The 15,106-nt window shown below is 68.0% G+C and carries 12 protein-coding genes; 4 read left to right on the forward strand and 8 right to left on the reverse strand.

Annotated features, from left to right (window positions below):
• Window positions 1–23: 23 nt before the first annotated feature.
• Entirely contained in the window at window positions 24–815 is a 792-nt protein-coding gene (gene djlA / locus ACILRJ_RS00420; RefSeq protein WP_395679234.1) for a co-chaperone DjlA, read from the reverse strand.
• 199 nt (window positions 816–1,014) lie between these two features.
• Between djlA and ACILRJ_RS00425 the strand changes: the two genes are divergently transcribed.
• On the forward strand, window positions 1,015–1,911 hold the full coding sequence (locus ACILRJ_RS00425) for a phosphoribosylaminoimidazolesuccinocarboxamide synthase (RefSeq protein ID WP_395679236.1): 897 nt from the start codon (window positions 1,015–1,017) through the stop codon (window positions 1,909–1,911).
• Window positions 1,912–2,061: 150 nt separating this feature from the next.
• On the opposite strand, the gene ACILRJ_RS00430 is transcribed toward ACILRJ_RS00425, so the two are convergent.
• From ACILRJ_RS00430 to ACILRJ_RS00455, 6 genes are all read right to left on the reverse strand, one after another.
• Window positions 2,062–2,526, reverse strand: a complete 465-nt coding sequence (locus tag ACILRJ_RS00430) for a DUF962 domain-containing protein (protein WP_395679238.1) — start codon at window positions 2,524–2,526, stop codon at window positions 2,062–2,064.
• A 52-nt stretch (window positions 2,527–2,578) separates the two neighbouring features.
• Window positions 2,579–4,687 (reverse strand): Ig-like domain-containing protein, encoded by a 2,109-nt coding sequence (locus ACILRJ_RS00435; RefSeq protein WP_395679240.1) that lies wholly within the window; start codon window positions 4,685–4,687, stop codon window positions 2,579–2,581.
• 137 nt (window positions 4,688–4,824) lie between these two features.
• Window positions 4,825–6,951, reverse strand: coding sequence for an Ig-like domain-containing protein (locus tag ACILRJ_RS00440; protein WP_395679242.1), 2,127 nt, complete (start codon window positions 6,949–6,951; stop codon window positions 4,825–4,827).
• 281 nt (window positions 6,952–7,232) lie between these two features.
• Entirely contained in the window at window positions 7,233–7,982 is a 750-nt protein-coding gene (locus ACILRJ_RS00445; RefSeq protein ID WP_395679244.1) for a DUF2884 family protein, read from the reverse strand.
• Window positions 7,983–8,036: 54 nt separating this feature from the next.
• Window positions 8,037–8,897 (reverse strand): NAD-dependent epimerase/dehydratase family protein, encoded by an 861-nt coding sequence (locus ACILRJ_RS00450; protein WP_395679246.1) that lies wholly within the window; start codon window positions 8,895–8,897, stop codon window positions 8,037–8,039.
• 5 nt (window positions 8,898–8,902) lie between these two features.
• Window positions 8,903–9,487 carry a hypothetical protein gene (locus ACILRJ_RS00455; protein WP_395679248.1) on the reverse strand — a complete coding sequence of 195 codons (585 nt, stop codon included), beginning with the start codon at window positions 9,485–9,487 and terminating at the stop codon, window positions 8,903–8,905.
• 170 nt (window positions 9,488–9,657) lie between these two features.
• On the opposite strand from ACILRJ_RS00455, the gene ACILRJ_RS00460 reads away from it, so the two are divergent.
• From ACILRJ_RS00460 to ACILRJ_RS00470, 3 genes are all read left to right on the forward strand, one after another.
• A complete protein-coding gene (locus tag ACILRJ_RS00460) occupies window positions 9,658–9,981 on the forward strand; it encodes an antibiotic biosynthesis monooxygenase family protein (RefSeq protein WP_395679250.1) in 324 nt (107 codons plus the stop codon).
• Window positions 9,982–10,142: 161 nt separating this feature from the next.
• Window positions 10,143–12,695 (forward strand): choice-of-anchor B family protein, encoded by a 2,553-nt coding sequence (locus tag ACILRJ_RS00465; protein ID WP_395679252.1) that lies wholly within the window; start codon window positions 10,143–10,145, stop codon window positions 12,693–12,695.
• A 76-nt stretch (window positions 12,696–12,771) separates the two neighbouring features.
• Window positions 12,772–13,110: a glutaredoxin family protein gene (locus ACILRJ_RS00470; protein ID WP_395679254.1), complete on the forward strand. Its 339-nt coding sequence runs from the start codon at window positions 12,772–12,774 to the stop codon at window positions 13,108–13,110.
• Window positions 13,111–13,322: 212 nt separating this feature from the next.
• Here ACILRJ_RS00470 and lpdA read toward each other — a convergent pair whose 3' ends face one another.
• Window positions 13,323–15,101 carry a dihydrolipoyl dehydrogenase gene (lpdA, locus tag ACILRJ_RS00475; RefSeq protein ID WP_395679256.1) on the reverse strand — a complete coding sequence of 593 codons (1,779 nt, stop codon included), beginning with the start codon at window positions 15,099–15,101 and terminating at the stop codon, window positions 13,323–13,325.
• Between the last annotated feature and the right edge of the window lie 5 nt (window positions 15,102–15,106).

Here is a 15,106-nt window from a genome sequence, read left to right on the forward strand (position 1 = left end):
CTCCGTGTAGGGCGGTACGCCCGCTATTTCAGGCCGCGCTCGCTCTTGATGCGCTCGTAGGCCGCATTGATCTCGCGCGATCGCTGTTCCGAACGACGCTTCACTTCGTCCGGCACATCGCTGCCGAGCTTGTCCGGATGGTGCTGGCTCATCAGACGACGATACGCCTGCTTGATCGCGCGCTCGTCGGCCGTGCGTTCGACGCCAAGCACCGCATAGGGATCGACCTCGGACGGCCGTGGCGGTTGCGGCCGCGGACCGTTGCCGGCGGGCCCGCGCGGACCTTGCCAGGCCGAGTAGCCGCGCATCGCCGACAACGCGGCGAGTTCGTGCTCGCTGACGTGCAGCACGGCGCAGAGTCGGCGCATGAGCGCGAGCTTGGGGCCGGCGAGCGGTCCTTCGGCGTGCACCAGGTCAAGCAGCAGGTCAAGCACGATGAACGCGTGGTCGCGCCGGCCCTGGCACCAGTGCTGCAAATCGCCGAGCGCGATGTTGACGTTGAAGTCCGGCTGCTTGCCGACGGAGAACCGCTCGATCGCGGCGCGGCGCTGTTCGGCGTCGAGGTTGAGGCGCGCGATCAGCGCTTCCGCCGCGTCGATCTCCTGCTGCGAAATACGTCCGTCGGATTTCGCCAGCGCACCCGCGAACGCGAACAGCGGTTCGATGAAGCCGCTGCCGAGCGGTGTCTGGCGCGGTCGCGCGGCGACGCTGTCGTAGAAGTGCCCGAGGAACGCACCAATCAGCGCGCCGAACGGGTTGTGGAACAGGATCCAGCCGAGGATCGCACCGACCAGCTTGCCCGCGTAGCCCGTCATCAGCCGCTCCGCGCGCGTCTGTCGCCAGCCACGGCGCATCCGCGCCACGGCACTCGCGACGGCAGGCTGGACGCAGATCGGGGATACGCGGGGACTGGCTGCACGGCGGTCGCAGGCATCGAAAGGACGAATTCTAGCAAGGGCGCTCGAACATCGCGGACGCCGCTACAATTGCCGCCCCGCGCCCCGGAGTGCCCGCGTGCCGACCGTCCTGTCGCAATCCAACCTGCCTGGCCTCGAGCTCGTGCATCGCGGCAAGGTGCGCGATGTCTATGCACTGTCCGCCGACGAGCTGCTGATCGTCGCCAGCGACCGGTTGTCCGCGTTCGACGTCGTGCTGCCCGATCCGATCCCGGGCAAGGGCGAGATGCTGTGCCAGATCTCGAATTTCTGGTTCGGCAAGACCGCCTGCCTCGTGCCCAACCACTTGACCGGCAAGGACGTCGCCAGCGTGCTGCCGGCGGGCACCGATGTCGCGCTGTACGCGAAGCGCAGCGTGATCACGAAACGCCTGAAGCCGGTGCCGGTCGAAGCGATCGCGCGCGGCTATCTGATCGGCTCGGGCTGGAAGGACTATCAGGCGACCGGCACGTTGTGCGGCATCCGGCTGCCGGCCGGCCTGCGCCAAGCCGAACGCCTGCCCGAGCCGATCTTCACGCCGTCGACCAAGGCGGCGGTCGGCGATCACGACGAGAACGTCAGCTTCGATCATGTGGTCAACCTCGTCGGTCGCGAGATGGCCGGGCGCGTGCGCGACGCGACGCTCGAGATCTACCGCTACGCCGCCGACTACGCGGCCGGGCGCGGCATCCTCATCGCCGACACCAAGTTCGAATTCGGCACCGACGCCGACGGCACGCTGTACGTGATGGACGAAATGCTGACGCCGGACTCGTCGCGTTTCTGGCCGGCCGACCTGTACCGCGTCGGCATCAGCCCGCCGAGCTACGACAAGCAGTTCGTGCGCGACTACCTGGAAACGCTCGACTGGAACAAGACCGCGCCGGGACCGCACATTCCACCCGAAGTGATCAGCGGCACCGCGGCGAAGTACGCCGAAGCACTGCATCGGCTTGCCGGCATCGAGCTCGCGTAGAGTGGGCCATCGGCCGCCAGTAGACCCCCTTGGGTGGGACGCAGCGTGGATTCCCCTTGATCGATGCGAGGACGCTCCACGCGAGTCCCGCCGTACGCCGCTTCGGCGGCACGCGCTTCGCGCGTACCGCCCACGCCACGCCGGGCTCCGCTAGTACGCGACGCCGAGCTTGCGCATGAGCTTGCCGGTCAGCCATGCCGGACCGATCAGCAGGTAGGCGAGATCGGTGAAGAACGACGGTCGGCGGCCTTCGATGAGGTGGCCGATGAACTGGCCGACCCACGCGACGACGAACACGCCGATCGCAAGCCAGAGCAGTTGCTGGCCACCGAGCGTGCGGTACAACCACTCCGTCAGCAGCGCGAGCAGCACGAACAAGACCAACATCGCCGCGCCAAGCGGCCGCGAAAGGCGCCAGTAGAACGTGAAGGCGCCGATCATGACGAAGGCGCACCACAGTCCCGCGCGCCCGATCGAGGCGGGCACCGGCAGCAGCCACAGCAAGGCGATGACCGCCCACAGGATCGCCGGCACGCAGATCCAGTGGATCAGCCGGTTGGTCGGATGCTGGTGATCCGCGCTGTAGCTGGCGAACCAGTCGTTGATGCCGCGCATGCTGCCTCCCGGTCGAACGCGGAGCGTCTCCGTCCAATGCACCGAGTGTTCCTCAGTGAACGATCACCGTCGGATTGGAAACCTGGATCAGACCGCCGGCGCTGACCAGCATGCTGGCCATTTCGCCCTGCATCTCCACCGTCGCGGCCGGAAAATCGGTCGGATCGAGCAGCGAACCGTGCTCTCCCTGGACGAAGCGCACGACGCCCCGCAGACCGTTGATGTCCTGCGCGTGCACGGTGTCCGTCACGCTGAAGAGTTCGAGCGCGGAAATCAGCGGTTCGGTACCCGACAACGGTGCGCCCTGCACGCGATTCGGAATCACCTGATCGGGCGGCACGTCGCCACTGCCGACCACTTCGTGCAACAGGATGCGCTTGCCGAGCAGCGCCGGGGCAGACGCATGGTTGATCGGATCGCCGGAATCAATCACCGTCTGGGCCGCCACCATCCAGGCATCGTAGGCCGGCGTGCCCGGCAGCAATCCTGCGGCACCCAGCCCGGCGCGGACGCGCGGACCGAACGTCGGCGACGCCTCGAGCAGTCGCGCAATGCCACCACCCGGTACGCTGAGCACCGCTGTGTGGACGTACTCGTCCTCGTTGGCGAGGAAGACCGTGCCGACGATGCTGCCGAGCGACTGGCCGACGAAGCTGATCCTGCTGGCGTCCACGTTCGGCAGCGTCGATGCCGTGTGCGACAGCTGCAGCAGGTCCGCCGCGCCCTGGCGCAGGTTGTCGCGCGAGGTGAGCAGGCTGGTCAGGTTGATGAAGTACGAGCCGGAGCCGTCGATCGTGCCGTCCGGACCCGGCGCGCCGGTCGTGTTGTTGGACAGGTCCAGATCGAACGTGCGCTCGTGCGCGATCGCGCCGAACGGCGTGTTGCCCACGTAGAACGGATTGCTCGTGCTGGTCAGGCCGTGCAGCGGCAGGTCGATCGCGACGACCGCGAAGCCCTGCGCGGCGAGCGTGCCGGCAATCGCGAACATGTCGGTGCGGTTGCGCGTGATGCCGTGCTGGAAGATCACCAGCGGCCAGCCCGCAGCGGGCTTGGTCTTGCCCGAGGCCGCGTTCGGATAGGTCAACAGCAGCGGCACGGTCTGCGTGCCGGTCGCCTTCGGCACCGGGTTGCACGCGGTCAGGTTGACCGAATTGGGATCAAGCCCGAATCCCGCGCACTGCGAAATGTACGCACCTGCGGTCGCATTCCAGTGCTTGGTCAGCGCCGCGGTCGGATCGGACTGGCTCGGCGCCGTCAGGTAGTACGGCAGGTCGATCGTGCCGATCGCAATGTCCGCGACCGGCGGCAGGCCCAGACCGAGGTCGGCGAGCGTCTTGCCCGTCGGCGCGACATGCGTGACCGCCGGCGGCGACGCTTGGGTGATCGCGGTCAGTGCGCGCATCGTCGGCGTGATGCTCTGCGTCGTTGCAACCCAGGTCAGCGCGATCGAGCCGGCGGGAACGCCGGCGCCGACCGCGGCAGCGGCCTGCGAACTGTTGAGCTGACGCAGCGGTTCGAGCTGGCACGCCTGCGCATCGGCCAGTGCCGGACTGGTCGAGTGACCGCCCACGCACAACGGCTTCGATCCGCTCGAAAGCAGATACGTCAACGAGCCGCGGACGCCGACGCCGGATGCATCCTTGATGCCCTTGGTCAGCACGGCCATGTAGGAGGTGCGCTCCTTCAGCGGCCGCGTCGGCACGATCGCCAGCGTCTTCTTGCTGGTGTCGGACGGTGCCAGCGCGGCGACGAATTCCTGCGGCGAGGCCAGTTCGCGCACGACGCCGGTGACGGCCCCGCCCGGACCGCTCAGCGTGACTTCGAACACGCGCACGTTGCCGGCCAGCGAGGTCGGGTCGATCGGCGCGGAGAAGCCGGTCGACCACGGCGCGGTGGTGCCAAAGCCATCCAGCGCGTTCAGCGCCGCCTTCACACCCGCGTCGGCGGCGGCAGGATCGAACGGGATGTTGAGCGTGAGGTCCGTCGTGCCCGACAACAGCAGGTTGTTCGGGAACGGGATGATGCCGTGCGCGGGGTCGAAACTGGCGCTGGCATGGAACGGAACCGGCGCCGTGTAATCGTAGGCCCGCGCGTCGCGCAAAGCGGGACCCGCGAACAGCAGCGCCGCGATCGCCGCGGCTCCGAACGAACGAACATGCATGGGATCGGGACTCACTGGTTTCCCCGCGACACGGCGGCAGGGAAGGATACCGCGCGACGGGACGGAACGGACCGTCGATGATCGTCGCGCGGTGCGGACACGAATGGCGTGTCCGCACCCGTCATGCGATGCAGTGCTTACTGCGGGCCCTGGATGACCGAGGAATTGGAGACGACGACCGCATTGCCGGCCGAAACGAGGAAGCTCGCCATCTCGGTCTGCATCTCTACCGTGGCCGCGGGGAAGTCGGTCGGATCCAGCAGCGACCCGTGCTCACCCTGGAGGAAGCGCACCGCACCGTGCAGGCCGTTGTTGCTCAGCAGCACGGTCTGCGTGATCGGCGCGAGACCCAGTGCCGCGATCAGGGGTTCCGTGCCGGACAGCGGCGCGCCGAGCACGCGGTTCGGGATGACCTGGTCGGGCAGCACATCGCCGCCACCGATCACCTCATGCACGAGGATGCTTTTCGGCAGCGGATCCTCCGCATTCTCGCGCGGCGTCAGCAGCGTGTGATTGCCGGCGAAGTTGATCGGATCACCCGATTCGATCACGGTCTGGGTCGCCGCGAAATATGCGTCGTAGGACGGCGTGCCCTGCACGAGACCCGCCGCCGCAAGGCCGGCATGGATGCGCGGGCCGAACGCGGGCGACGCATCGAGCAGTCGCGCGATGCCGCCGCCCGGCACGCTGAGCACGCCGGCCCGCACGGTCGGATCGTTGGCGAGGAAGACCGTGCCGACGATGCTGCCGAGCGACTGGCCGACGAAGCTGATCTTGCTGGCGTCCACGTTCGGCAGCGTCGATGCCGTGTGCGACAGCTGCAGCAGGTCCGCCGCGCCCTGGCGCAGGTTGTCGCGCGAGGTGAGCAGGCTGGTCAGGTTGATGAAGTACGAGCCGGAGCCGTCGATCGTGCCGTCCGGACCCGGCGCGCCGGTCGTGTTGTTGGACAGGTCCAGATCGAACGTGCGCTCGTGCGCGATCGCGCCGAACGGCGTGTTGCCCACGTAGAACGGATTGCTCGTGCTGGTCAGGCCGTGCAGCGGCAGGTCGATCGCGACGACCGCGAAGCCCTGCGCGGCGAGCGTGCCGGCAATCGCGAACATGTCGGTGCGGTTGCGCGTGATGCCGTGCTGGAAGATCACCAGCGGCCAGCCCGCAGCGGGCTTGGTCTTGCCCGAGGCCGCGTTCGGATAGGTCAACAGCAGCGGCACGGTCTGCGTGCCGGTCGCCTTCGGCACCGGGTTGCACGCGGTCAGGTTGACCGAATTGGGATCAAGCCCGAATCCCGCGCACTGCGAAATGTACGCACCTGCGGTCGCATTCCAGTGCTTGGTCAGCGCCGCGGTCGGATCGGACTGGCTCGGCGCCGTCAGGTAGTACGGCAGGTCGATCGTGCCGATCGCAATGTCCGCGACCGGCGGCAGGCCCAGACCGAGGTCGGCGAGCGTCTTGCCCGTCGGCGCGACATGCGTGACCGCCGGCGGCGACGCTTGGGTGATCGCGGTCAGTGCGCGCATCGTCGGCGTGATGCTCTGCGTCGTTGCAACCCAGGTCAGCGCGATCGAGCCGGCGGGAACGCCGGCGCCGACCGCGGCAGCGGCCTGCGAACTGTTGAGCTGACGCAGCGGTTCGAGCTGGCACGCCTGCGCATCGGCCAGTGCCGGACTGGTCGAGTGACCGCCCACGCACAACGGCTTCGATCCGCTCGAAAGCAGATACGTCAACGAGCCGCGGACGCCGACGCCGGATGCATCCTTGATGCCCTTGGTCAGCACGGCCATGTAGGAGGTGCGCTCCTTCAGCGGCCGCGTCGGCACGATCGCCAGCGTCTTCTTGCTGGTGTCGGACGGTGCCAGCGCGGCGACGAATTCCTGCGGCGAGGCCAGTTCGCGCACGACGCCGGTGACGGCCCCACCCGGACCGCTCAGCGTGACTTCGAACACGCGCACGTTGCCGGCCAGCGAGGTCGGGTCGATCGGCGCGGAGAAGCCGGTCGACCACGGCGCGGTGGTGCCAAAGCCGTCCAGCGCGTTCATGGCGAGCTTGGGACCTGCATCGGCCGCGTTCGGATCGACCGGGATGTTGAGCGTGAGATCCGTCGTGCCCGACAACAGCAGGTTGTTCGGGAACGGGATGATGCCGTGCGCCGGATCGAAATTGGCGCTCGCATGGAACGGAACCGGCGCCGTGTAATCGTAGGCCCGCGCGTCGCGCGCCGCCAAACTGCCAAACAACGCCGCGGCGATGGCCGCGGTCGTGATCATTCGAACCTGCATGGGCGTGCCCCTTTTTGTCTGGCGTCCTGGAGTGCGTCGTGATGGTGAAACGCACGGCATCTTAGGTCGTTCAAACGAGCGTTGGCAACGCTGCACTGCGGCGAGAAACGCGCGACGGCAAGGCGCTGCGGCGCAGCAAACGTCGCGTGCGGTGCATTAAGGCCGCGGTGCGCGCCGGTCCACATACGGTTGCGTAGCGACGCGCACATGACCTTGCGCAGGGCGGGACCTCGCCGCGTGCGCGGCGAGTCGCGCCATCAACCCACCCTTCAGCGATCGATTTCGACCAGATCGAGCGCGCGGCCCTCGCCATCGCGCAGCCCCTGCTGCAACTCCTGCAGTTGGCGAATCGAGGGGCACAGCGCCGCGATGTCCGGGCGCAGCTCGCCAAGGCGCCGCTCGATCTTCGGCTGCAGGCCATTGCCGAGCTCCGCCGCACGCGCCTGCAGCGCGACCGCGGCATCGACGTCGCCATCGAGCGCCGCGGTCAGCGCCTGGCCGCCGAGGTCGGCGGTCAGCAGCGGCACGAGGTCCTCCGCCATCGCATCGACGTCCCGTTCGAACGCCGCGCCCTGCCAGTCGCGCGTGCTGGCACTGGTGGCGATGCGACGACGCAGATCTGCCACATGCGCGGCGATGCGCTTGTCGAGTTCGGCGCGTGCCGGCGCGCTCGACACGAGGGCACGCGTTTCACTGCGCACGACACCGGCCGCGAGGTCCAGTCCACGTTGCGCGAGAGCGCGCGCCTTCGGCACCAGCATGCGCACTTCGCGCACGAACAGCGCGAGGCGATCGCCATCCTCGGCGTTGAGCGGCATCGGCGCGCCGTCGATGCGCAGGGCGCCGTCGCGCATCTCGATGCGCCGGCGTGCCGGTGCCGCGCGTTCGAACAGCAGGCTTCCCGCGGTGAGCGTGAGGTCGTAGCTGCTGCCGGCGTGACAGGTATCGAGCAGATCCGCGGCGGGAGCCGCGCTCCAGGTTCCGGCGGTGATCGCGAACAGCAGCCAGATGCGCTTCATGCTTCACTCCGGATCCAGTGTGTTGCCCCACATCAGGCGCGAATCACCGTATCGTCAAACCGGCGGTCTGAACCGTGACGGCATCGGCGACGCGAACCAGCACGCCGCATCCGGGCGGAACGCGCGTGGCGCCCAGCCGAAGTCGGCGGTTGCCTCGCGGTCGTCGGCAACAAGGTCGCGCTGCAGCCGTTCGAGCGCGGGCAGACGGTGCGCGAACGGCCGCCACAGTGTCAATGGCAGCGGCAGCGACAGCGCGCGAAACGGCAGCGAGGCGTGCACGCGTTCCAGCATCTCCGAGAACGCGAGCCGCTCGCCACCACCGAGCGCATAGACCTTGCCGGCGCTACGCGGATTCGTCGCCACCGCGACGCATGCGCCGGCGAGATCGTCTGCATGCACCGGCTGGCGCAGGCCATGCGCGGCGGGAATGCGCGGGAACACGCGCCAGCGGCGGGCGAGATGCGCGAGCGGCGTCAGGCTGCGGTCGACGGCGGCGCCATAGATCAGGGTCGGACGCAGCAAGGTCCAGGCGCCGGCACGCGCCTGCGCGGTGGTCATCACGGACTGCTCCGCTTCGTGCAGGCGCTCGACCAGCGCGCGTTCGGCGGCGTCCGGCGAGGCCTGCTTGCTTTCGATGCTCATCGAGCCGAACGCGACGACGCGAACGATGCGTGCAGGCGTGCGCGCGAACCAGCGCGCGAACGCATCGAGCGGACCACAGCTCAGCACCAGGTCGAGCGCGGGCAAGTCGGGCAGCACATGCTCGAGATCGCCGATGCGCCACTGCAATCGTGCATCGTCGCTGTCACGCGCGACACGGCTGAGCGCGATCACCTGATAGCCGGCGCCGAGCAGGCGCGGCAGCAAGTACCGGCCGATCGCGCCGCTCGCGCCGCACACCAGCGCGACCGGCATCGACCTCAGTGCTCCAACGCGTGCTCGTCGGCGACCGGCGCGTTTTCCGCGGGCGTCGGCGCCGGCGGAATGCGCAACGCGCGCGCATAGTCGGCCAGCACGTCGATCTCGCCGAGTCCGCCGTCAAGCGGTCCGGCCGCCTTGTGCAGCGGGCTCTTCTGCAGCGCCGCGCGCGCCTCGAACAGCTTGCGCCGCGCACCTTCGACATGCGCGACCAACTGGTCGAGGGTGGCCTTGTCGGCGCCGAAGATCATCTCCACCGGTTGCAGGCAGTACTGCACGGCGGTGTCGAACTGGCGCACCCGCTCGCGATAGTCGTCGATCTGCGCGCTGACGTCCTCGAGATGGGCGCGCGCCGAACCGAGCGGCGCGTCGAGTCGGTTGGCGACCGCGACCAGCGCATCGTGCGCCACGGCGCCGGTGTCCACTCGCGGCCCGTTGGTCGCGCCGTCGAGTGCATTCTCCAGATCGATCTTCTCGTACACCAGCTCGTGGTTGCGCGCGCGCTCCCTGTTCAGCTCGCGCCACAGCCACGCGACGACCAGGGCGGCCGAAACGATCGTCAATCCCAACACCAGCCACGCCAGCATCCCGTCCTCCCCGCAGCCGCGCCGCGATGGTCCCAAGGGTCATTATGGCCGTGAAAACCGCCTCCGTGACAGTTTTTGCGCGCATTCCCTGCGGGAACCCTTCCGCCGGGCGGGAAATGCCGTCGTCGCCGGCCCGTGCGAAGATGGCCCGACACTACCGGGGACGCTCCATGATCGCGCGCATCTGGCGGGGCATCACGCTGGCCGAGAAGGCGGACGCGTACATCGCACGCCTCAACGAAACCGGGCTCAAGGACTATGCGAACACGCCTGGCAACCGCGGCGTCACCGTGCTGCGCCGCGTGCAGGGCGAGCACAGCGAGATCGTGCTGATATCGCTCTGGGACTCGATGGAAGCGCTGCGCGCGTTCGCCGGCGAGAACCCCGAGCGCTCGGTCTACTACCCCGAGGACGAGAACTACCTGCTCGAGATGGAGCCGCTGGTGCGCCTGTACGAGGTCGCCGACACGACCACGCTGCCAAATGGCGGGTAGGCCCGATCCGGTGGTGAGCGAGCGTTTCGACTTCGCCCGCTGCCGCTCGCCGCGCTCGACGCGAACGGATGGTGAAGCCGAAAGGGACTGACGCAAGCACGCGACGCCGGCTAGACTACGAAGCTTGCCGTGGTCCTGCCGTCGCTTTGGGGAGAAAGTCGATGTCGATCCTGCGCGCCCTGTGCGCCATCGTGTTGTTGTCGTTCGCGCTCGCCGAAAGCGCGCACTCCACCGCCGCCGTGGCCAACGGCCCCGAACGCGAAATGCAGGCGATCCGGGCGGCGCGCCCGGTTGCACCACGGCCGCTCGCCCCGATGCACGCCACGCCGTGCATCGCGGGCATGGCCGGCATCTATCCGTGCTCGAACATCGACCTGCTCGCGTTCGTACCGGTGAGCGAGTTCGCCGCGAGCAGCACCAACAGCCTGTGGGGCTGGACCGATCCGGTCGACAACACCGAATACGCGCTGATCGGCGCCGACAACGGCATCGCGTTCTATCGCCTGACCGATCCGACCCATCCGACCTATCTCGGCAAGTTGCCTACGCACGCCGGCACCGGCAGCTCGCTCTGGCGTGACGTGCGCGTGTACGAGGGTCATGCGTTCGTGGTCAGCGACAACAATCCCGGCCACGGCATGCAGGTGTTCGACCTCGACGCGCTGCGCGGCGTGACCACGCCGCAGACGTTCGCCGAGACTGCCTGGTACGGCGCCTTCGGCAGCAGCCACACGATCTCGATCAACGAAGCGACCGGCTTCGCCTACGTGCCCGGCAGCAACCTCACCTGTCCCGGCGACTCGGCTCATGGCGGCCTGCAGATGCTCGACATCCACGTGCCGGACGCGCCGGTCTTCGCCGGCTGCGTCAGCGACGCGGCCTTCACGCACCTCCCCAACGCCGGCTACACGCACGAATCGCAGTGCTGGGTCTACGCAGGTCCCGACAGCGCGCACGTCGGCAAGGAGATCTGCGTCGACTCGAACGGACCGACCAAGCGGATCGCGATCGTCGATGTCAGCAACAAGGCGGCGCCCGTCACTCTGTCGTCGGTGACCTATGCCGGCGCCTCGTATCCGCACCAGGGGTGGCTCACCGACGACCACCGCTACCTGTTGGTCGACGACGAACTCGACGAGCAAGGCAACGGTCACAACGCCCGCACCTACGCGTGGGACGTGTCCGACCTCGACGCGCCGGTGCTGGTCGGCCACCACGACAGCGCGCTCGGCGTGATCGACCACAACCTGTACGTGCATGGCCAGTACGTCTATCAATCGAACTACGAGGCGGGATTCCGCATCCTGCACATCGACAACCTGTCGGCCGCGCAGCTCAGCGAAGTCGCGTACTTCGACACCTATCCCGCGAGCAACACCGCAGCATTCAACGGCAGCTGGAACAACTACCGTTTTCCCGGCAGCGGCAACGTGATCGTGACCGGCATCGACGAAGGCTTCTTCGTGCTGGAGCCCCACCTGTGCACGGCGCCGGCGACGCCGACCCTGACGGCGACGCCGAACCGCGACCAGCACATCGATCTTGCCTGGACCGGCTCGGCGCCCGACGCGACCTATCGCGTCGAGCGTGCGCAGGGCGGTTGCAGCGGCCACTTCGAAACGATCGCCGATCAGCTCGCGGCGACGACATTCGACGACACGAGCGTATCCGGCCAGGTGGACTACGGCTACCGCGTCATCGCGCGCGATGCGAGTGGCGTCTGCGCAGCGCCCGCGTCGACCTGCGTCGAGGCCCGCACCAGCGGCGCCTGCACCGCACCGCCGTTGTTCGCCGGCATCGCCAGCGCGCAGAACGCCGGATCCGCGCAATGCCGCGTCGACCTCGCGTGGCCCGCCGCGACGCCCGCCTGCGGTGCGACGGCGTCGTATTCGGTCTATCGTTCCGATCTCGCCGACTTCACGCCCGCTGCGGCAAACCGTATCGCGAACGGCGTCGGTGACCTCGCTTATGCCGACTCGTTCGTCGCCGGCGGCGTGCCGCAGTACTACGTCGTGCGCGCAGTCGATGCGTCGAATGACAGCGAGGATGCCAACGTGGTCCGCCTCGCGGTTACCGCAACCGGCGCGAATGCCGACGGCACATTCCTTTCCGGCGCCGAGCCCGGCGATCCGCCGTTCGAGGCGGAATCGGCCGACCAACCGGCAACTCTGGCGCCGGACCAGATCGAACACGCAGGCTGGCACATGTCGACTTCTCGCAAGCACGGCGGCGCGCAGAGCTTCTGGTCGACCGCGGCGAACAACCTGTGCGTCACCCTGGTGACGCCGGCGCTCACGCTGAGCGCGGGACAGTCCTCGCAACTCTCGTTCTGGAGCGCGTGGGATGTCGAGCAAGGCTGGGACGGCGGCGTGGTCGAGGTCTCCACCGATGGCGGCACCAACTGGGCGCGCCTGACACCGGCCGGCGGCTATCCGGCGACCATCACCCAGGGCGGCACGCTGTGCGGCGTCGCCGTGGGTTCGGGCGCATTCACCGGCATGGGCCACTTCAGCTGGTCGCCGTACCAGATCGACCTTGCCGCCTACGCCGGCCAGAGCGTGAAGCTGCGCTGGCTCTATCGCACCGATACCGCACAGACCGGCGAAGGCTGGTTCGTCGACGACATCGCGCTCACCCACGCGCAGGTGCCGGGCACCTGCACGGTCGGCAGCGACATGGTCTTCGCGAACGGCTTCGACGGCGCCACGCCCTGACCGCGGGAACTAATCGCGGCGCGCACGCTCTGACGTGCTGCGTCGCCGACCGGCGACCCGACCGGGAGGATCACCGATGTTGCAGCGACTGCTGTTTGCGTGTCTGTTGGGTGCTTTTTTCGCTGGGTCCGGCGCGATCGCACAGGAAGCGCTGACCGACATCCACGCGCCGAAAGTCACGATGTACGCGACGGCGACCTGCGGCTACTGCGCCAAGGCGCGCGCCTACTTCGCCGAACACGCGGTACCGTACGAGGAGCGCGACATCGAGAAGTCCGAGCAGGCCGCCGCCGAATGGAAGGCGAACGGCGGCGTCGGCACGCCGCTGATCCTGATCGGCACCGCCAAGATCAACGGTTTCGACCAGAGCAGGATCGAGGCGGAACTCGCGAAGTACCCGCGCGCGGAAGCCTAGCAACCCATCGCGGTACTGTGGGAGCGCCGGAAGCCGCGATGCTCTTTAGTTTCAACAAGAAAAGCATCGCGGCTTCCGCCGCTCCCACAATCGATGCCTGCTTCTTCTTCGGCAGTGCGTAGGGCGCGTCGAGCGCGCGGCGCGAATCCCGCGAAACATCACGACACCCTCGCCCACCATCGAACCGCGGCACGCGCGGTGCGCGTACCGCGCTACTTCTTCTTCGGCAGGTACAGGTCGGTGATCGTGCCTTCGTAGACCTCGGCTGCCATGCCGACCGATTCGCTCAGGGTCGGATGCGGATGGATGGTCAGGCCGATGTCGGCGGCCTCGCAGCCCATCTCGATCGCGAGCGCGATCTCGGCGATCAGGTCGCCTGCATTCGGCGCGACGATCCCGGCACCGATCACGCGGTGCGAGGCTTCGTCGAAGATCAGCTTGGTGAAGCCCTCGGTGCGACCGATACCGACTGCACGCCCGGATGCCGCGTGCGGGAACTTGCCGACGCCGTATTTCACGCCCTGCTTCTTCGCTTCGGTTTCGGTGAGGCCGACCCAGGCGATCTCCGGGTCGGTATAGGCGACCGACGGAATCACGCGCGCGACGAATTCGCTCTTTTCGCCGGCGGCGACTTCCGCCGCAACCTTGCCTTCGTGCGTGGCCTTGTGCGCGAGCATCGGCTGGCCGACGAGGTCGCCAATCGCGAAGATGTGCGGCACGTTCGTGCGCATCTGCCGGTCGACCGCGATGAAGCCGCGATCGTTGACCTGCACGCCGGCCTTGTCGGCGCCGATCTTCGCGCCATTCGGCGTGCGGCCGATCGCGACGAGCACGCGGTCGAACAGCATCGGCTCGGGCGCCTTCTCTCCTTCGAACGTCGCCTTGAGGCCTTTCTTCTCGGCTTCGATCTTCGCGACCTTCACCTTGAGATGGATGCCCGCGTAGCGCTTCGCGAGGCGCTGCTGCAGCGGGCGCACGAGGTCGGGATCGGCACCCGGCATCAGTTGGTCCATCAGCTCGACCACCGTGACTTCGCTGCCGAGCGCATCGTAGACGCAGGCCATCTCGAGGCCGATGATGCCGCCGCCGACGATGAGCAGTTTCTTCGGCACGTCGGCGAGCAGCAGCGCGTCGGTCGAATCCATCATGCGCGGGTCGTCCCACGGGAAGCCCGGCAATTTCAGCGCCTGCGAACCCGCGGCGATGATCGCCTTCTCGAAGCGCACGAGCCTGGTGCCGTCCTTCGTCGCGACCTCGATCTCGTGAGGCGACACGAACGTGCCCGTGCCTTCGACGACGCGCACCTTGCGCTGCTTCGACATGCCGGCGAGACCGCCGTTCATCTGCGCAACGACCTTGTCCTTGTACGCGCGCAGCTTGCCGAGCTCGATCGTCGGCGCGCCGAACGTGATGCCGATATCCGCCGAATGCGCGGCCTCGTCGATCACGCGCGCCGCATGCAGCAATGCCTTCGACGGGATGCAGCCGACGTTGAGGCAGACGCCGCCGAGCGCGGCGTAGCGTTCGATCAGCACGGTGTCCTGGCCGAGGTCCGCGGCGCGGAATGCAGCCGTGTAACCGCCCGGACCGGAACCGAGTACGACGACCTGGCACTCGATGTCGGCCTTTCGGCCGCTAGCGGAAGCCGCTTTCGGTGCTGGCGCGGGCGACGCGGGTGCGCTTGCAGGTGTCGGCGCGGGCGCACCACTCGCGGGTGCCGCGGCAGGCGCCACCTTCGCGGCATTCGGCTCCACGGTCTCGATCACCGCAACGACCGCGCCCTCGGCGACTTCGTCGTTGAGCTTGACGCGGATTTCCCTGACCACGCCAGCGACGCTCGACGGCACTTCCATCGTCGCCTTGTCGGATTCGAGCGTGACCAGGCCCTGGTCCTTCGCCACGGTGTCGCCGACTTTGACGAGGATCTCGATGACCGGAACGCCCTTGAGGTCGCCGATATCGGGGACTTTGACTTCGATCGCGTTCGTCATGTCAT

It is taken from the genome of Dokdonella sp. (genome assembly GCF_044227025.1).
GTDB lineage: Bacteria > Pseudomonadota > Gammaproteobacteria > Xanthomonadales > Rhodanobacteraceae > Dokdonella_A.